The 1986-nt window shown below is 71.6% G+C and carries 2 protein-coding genes and 1 pseudogene; all 3 read left to right on the forward strand.

From position 1 onward, the window contains the following. Positions 1 to 802 (forward strand): annotated as a pseudogene (locus tag ACWDCZ_RS40825) (hypothetical protein); the annotation flags it as partial. Next, entirely contained in the window at positions 799 to 1776 is a 978-nt protein-coding gene (locus ACWDCZ_RS40830) for a hypothetical protein (protein ID WP_117485660.1), read from the forward strand. The pseudogene ACWDCZ_RS40825 and the gene ACWDCZ_RS40830, both read left to right, overlap by 4 nt. 14 nt (positions 1777 to 1790) lie before the next feature. After that, the coding region (locus ACWDCZ_RS40835) for a hypothetical protein (RefSeq protein WP_449818653.1) at positions 1791 to 1986 on the forward strand (196 nt) is incomplete at its 3' end.

Genomic DNA, 1986 nt, shown 5'->3' on the forward strand with positions numbered 1-1986 from the left:
GGGGCTCGCCACGGGGTGGAGCGGCGGCCGTCAGGCACTGCTTCACATTCGCAGGTTGGCCAGGTCCGAGCACACGCAGAGCCAGAGCATCGCCGCCTACGCGTTGGGGATCGCGGCCCAGGACCCGATTCTCGTCAGCGAGGTGAAGCACCGCCTCGACCGCTGGAGCTTCAACGGCGGCTGGCAGCTCCGGTCGACCACGGCCGCTGCCTGTGGAGGAGACTTCGGAGCGGCCCGACCGGAATTCGCGCTCTCACTGCTCCGGCGCTGCTATCGAGGGGAAGAGGAGGCCGAGCGTACCGTTGCCGTGAACGTTCGCTGGGCACTGGGGAGCCTCTTCGGGGGAGGGAACCAGGCGGCCGTTTTCCGCAAGCTCATGGAGTGGGCGGACCAGTCGAAGAATGACGCCGCGCTCGCGTACACGGCCTTCCTCGATCTGCTTCGAGACCCGTCGTGGTTTCAGCAACAGCTTCCCGTGCAAGGCGAGTTCAGTGAGCCGGTGATCGCCTTCGTCCGGCACTGCCTCAATGACGAGGCCCTCTTCCAGCGTTCGTGCACGTGGCTGCTCGCTTGGTGCCGTCGGGCGGTCTGGGACGAACCCCTCCGCACCGGGGTGGAGACGCTGCTCGCGGCGCTCGCCCGGGAGATGCGCCCCGGCGAGCTGAGGCTGATGGTCGAGATCGACAGCAGTGACAACCCCGACCTCGTCGGCCGCGACATCGCCCACCGCGCCCTGGAGGCCTGGCGGCGCGGCGAGCCGCAGCCGTTCCGCTCCGCCCCTGCCTTCGGAGGCCCCCGATGACCGTCGACACCGACCCGCCCGTCTACACCCAGGCCACCCGTGCCCCCTGGCGGGAGATCCTCCGGCACCGCTGGTCCGGTCGGCGCGACTGCGCCCTGGTCCTGGGGGACCGCCACGGGCTCTACCAGCAGCTGGGGAAGGGCCGCCCGCGACCGTCGGGCATGGGGGCGGAGGACGGGGTCGCCGCGCGGCTGGGGTTGCGCGGTTTCGACCAGGCGTACCTGGTGGACCTCAACGAGCGGCCGGGCGTGCGAACGGTCCGTCTCCGCACCTCGTACGGCACGGAACCGCTGGAGGTCCACTTCCTGTGGTGGGTCCACGACGCCGCGCGGGTCGTGCAGACCCGGACCAACCGGGGCGGGCTGCCGGTCCGCAAGGACCTCGACGTCCGACTGCGCCAGCTCAGAGAGCAGTTCGCCGCCTCGGGCACCAGGTTGGGCCCCGACGAGCTGGTGCAGTACCTCGCGGCTCCGTACGTGCTGCCCCACTACGGCCTCGGCTACCGCGTCACGGACGTCTCCGCCTCCGAGCATGGCAATGAACTGCGCCTCGGGGAACCGGACGTGACGGACGTGCCCTTCGACTGGACGGTCAAGAGCGAGGAGGAGTACGCGTTCTGCCGGCGCCAGGTGCAGGAGGGACCGGTCGCCCTCGCGGCCCTCTGGTTGGCCAGGAAGCCCGATGAGGTGCGCGATGTCCTGGACTGGGTGGTCAAGAACGGCGACCTGCTGCGGGGCGAAACCACCTGGGAGGACCAGATGGCGCTCATGCTCGGCAAGTTGACGGGGCAGGAGCAGCAGGAGCTGTCCAAGATGCTGCGCGACCGCCTGGTCGCCCTCGGACGGCAGGTCCCCGGGCCCGCCTCGTACCCCTCGCAACCCCCGCAGCCCCCGGGGCCGGGGCCGGACTTCGTCAAGCTCCACACGCACGTCAACGGCTGGTCCGGCGGTGTGCCGAACGGGAGTCCGCGGTGACCGGGGCGGCGCGTGTGCGGATACGTGTGCGCCGGCAGCCGTCGCGGCGGCGCACGGTCGCCGGGCCCCGCGGGCGCTCCAGGGGCAGGAGCCGCCGGCCGACCGCGCCGACGGCGGCGTCCAGCCTGCCCTCGGTGTCGGCGATGGAGCGCCTGATGGCGGCCAACAGCGCGGAACTCGTCCGGGCCGACACCAAGGCCGCCGTGTTCC

This window comes from Kitasatospora sp. NPDC001225, assembly GCF_053597855.1.

Bases quoted from the DNA above. Each gene is read 5' to 3' on its own strand.
- ACWDCZ_RS40830 (WP_117485660.1), top strand. From the start codon at position 799: ATGACCGTCGACACCGACCCGCCCGTCTACACCCAGGCCACCCGTGCC.